The sequence below is a fragment of the Rickettsia sp. TH2014 genome, from assembly GCF_019249195.1.
GTDB classification, from domain to species: Bacteria; Pseudomonadota; Alphaproteobacteria; order Rickettsiales; family Rickettsiaceae; genus Rickettsia; species Rickettsia felis.
The window spans coordinates 1-2,637 of sequence record NZ_MXAX01000062.1 but is presented as its reverse complement, the minus strand read 5'-3'; the positions used below and the strand labels follow the sequence as shown (position 1 = coordinate 2,637).

The following is a 2,637-nucleotide window of genomic DNA, read 5'->3' as shown; positions in this document are numbered from 1 at the left end:
ATAATTTTTATAATGTCTGTAAGATTAAATCTTGACTTCTACATCTTATTGAACGTATAGCTTTTTAATAGGCGTAACTGCAATATGGAGGCATGACCGGTTTGATATATACCTGCCCCAGTAATAAATTTGTACCTACGGTCACTTGGCTTGAAGATTCGTCCGGAATAATTACTATGCTTTGTTGATTTTCTAAAGCCACCCCTAAATACCCGTTAAATATAGTTTTTACTCCAAATACAAAATTTTCAAATATTGGGCTATTCCTTCTGATTTAACTTCTTCTAAGAATTTTTGACTAACTTTATCCAATTGATCTTCTTTTTTATGTACCGAAAGTTTTTCTTTAGTTTCCGGATTATATTGACCTGTTCTATGACCGTTAGTTGCTAAAAGTATCATATTTTGATCTTTTGCAATTTTAGCTAAATGCTTTCCTAACTCATATGCTTCATTTTCTGTATAAAATTTTATATTTCCTTGTGCATCCGGTGTATCACCTGCTAAACATGTAATTATATAGCCTTTATGAGAAGAAGGAATCTTTTCGGCATTTTTTAAATCATTGTAATCTTTTATACATTCTTCTTTTGTAAGGTTATGAGGTATGCCTATAGTTTCTATTAATTTAATTTCAGGATTCGCTTGCTTAATGTATTTCTTTTGTTCTTCGTTTAAAGCATAAAAAGACAAGGATATCGTATCTAAAACTTCTAAATCATCCTTTACTTCCGTTGGTAGCTGATGGCCGCTCCAAATAAATTTACTATTATTTTTTGTCGATTTTAAGATATCAAATCCTTTGATCCCATCAAGCCCTGCACCTATAAAAATGACTTGCTTTTTTGCTTGATTAGTATTTATTTGAGCATTCTCTAATTCTTCAATATTTATCCCAACATTCTCAACCGTAAAGCCTTCTTTCTCATAACCTTCGCTTAATGTCGTTCTAATGCCTAATGTATTACTGTTATCACCCATATATTGAGAACTAAGTAGTACTACAAGTAAAATTGTTTTCATATATTCCTCGATTAAAAAGTGATTAATTATTTGTATAGAAGAAGCAATTTTTAACTTCAAATGCATTATTGTGAAATATAAAATCAATCTTTTCAAATTTAGATATTTAAGGGGTATACTCCCAAAATATCTATTTATCCAGTTGGTTCAATATCATTTTGGCAACTTTTATGCCCGCTTCTTTTGAGGTATTTATATCGGTGACTTCGGTGTGGAAGATTGTTTTACTGCCGGCGAGATTACCGAGCATGAAATCGGTTTGTATATTATCCGCATCTAGATATTTTGAATAAGCAGCAATCGGTGTACGGCAATTAGCATCTAGATATTCTAAAAATGCTCTTTCGGGTTTTATTAGTTCAAAGGTAGGAAGATGATTAATGCGGCTACCTATCTCAAGCATAGCATTATCATCCTGTCGTATCTCAATTGCAATGACTCCCTGCCCTACACACGGTAACATCTGTGAATATTCTATCAAATGGCAATATTCCGGATTAAACGCTCCAAGCCTTTTCAGACCCGCATATGCTAAAATTGTTGCATCAACTTCGCCGGTCATTAGCTTTTTTATTCTTGAATCAACATTCCCTCTAAAAATTGTTACCTTTAAATCCGGTCTTATTTTTTGGATAAATGCTTTTCTTCGCACTGCCGAGCTACCTATTACGGCATTTTGCGGCAGTTCTTCTATGGATTTATAATTTAAACATACAAAAACATCTCTGGGGTCTTCACGCTCTAAAACAGCAGCTATTACTAGCTCTTCGGGTATTCTACCAGGTACGTCTTTTAAAGAATGAACGGCTAAGTCAATTTTTTTATCAAGTAAAGCTTGCTCTATTTCCTTTAAAAATAAAGCTTTACCTCCTATATCGTATAATGGTTTATTTTGAATTAAATCACCGCTAGTAATAATGGGTACTATTTCGCAATTAATATCAGGAAAAAATTGTTTGATTTGCTGAATAACTAAATTAGTGTGTATTAAAGCAAGTGGACTTTTTCTTGTACCTATTCTGATAGAATTTATCATTTGTTTTCTACTATTTCAAAAGGGCTAGTAAAACTTAAAATATTACTGTTTATAATTACTTCATGATTCATAATAACCGGATGATTTACCTCTCCATGCCCTATTCCGTCAGCTTTATAAGTTTCTATATGCGGAATATGATTTAAACAAAAACTTTTTGTAGCTTGTTCTACAAACTCATCCCCTTTGGTAAAATCACCGAAAATTATTGCCTCTATATCATCAAATATATCGGCATTTTTTAACTGAACTAGATTACGATGCACGGCATAGGCTTTTTCATTAATATCTTCAAGCAACAGAATTTTCTTATCATACTGCTGTATTTTATTGTCATCCCCGTGAAAACGGGATCCAATATTACTTTTTCTGGATTCCCGCTTTCACGAGGAGACCTTGTTGCGTAGATATAAAAAAAAGTAGCTGCGAACTAAGAAAAGTAGTAAATCGACAAAAAACTTAACCACAAGTGTGTATGTCAAAGCTACAAAAAGTTTGCAACTGGAAAGAATATAACAGAAGTTTAAAGAAAAGAGGAACAATAATTCTCACATTTTGTGAAGAATATTTAAAAGAGT

General features: G+C 32.4%; 3 protein-coding genes and 1 pseudogene. All 4 read right to left on the bottom strand.

Annotated elements, in window-relative coordinates:
• Window positions 1–64 precede the first annotated feature (64 nt).
• The gene (locus KYQ89_RS00925) at window positions 65–202 is read right to left on the bottom strand and encodes a hypothetical protein (protein ID WP_218459955.1); all 138 of its coding nucleotides are present in this window, start codon (window positions 200–202) and stop codon (window positions 65–67) included.
• A 26-nt stretch (window positions 203–228) separates the two neighbouring features.
• Complete coding sequence (locus tag KYQ89_RS00920) at window positions 229–1,023, bottom strand: hypothetical protein (RefSeq protein WP_218459954.1); 795 nt, start codon at window positions 1,021–1,023, stop codon at window positions 229–231.
• Between the two features lie 130 nt (window positions 1,024–1,153).
• A complete protein-coding gene (hemC, locus tag KYQ89_RS00915) occupies window positions 1,154–2,059 on the bottom strand; it encodes a hydroxymethylbilane synthase (protein WP_218459953.1) in 906 nt (301 codons plus the stop codon).
• A pseudogene (locus KYQ89_RS00910) lies at window positions 2,056–2,447 on the bottom strand (LD-carboxypeptidase); the annotation flags it as partial. The gene hemC and the pseudogene KYQ89_RS00910, both read right to left, overlap by 4 nt.
• Window positions 2,448–2,637 lie beyond the last annotated feature (190 nt).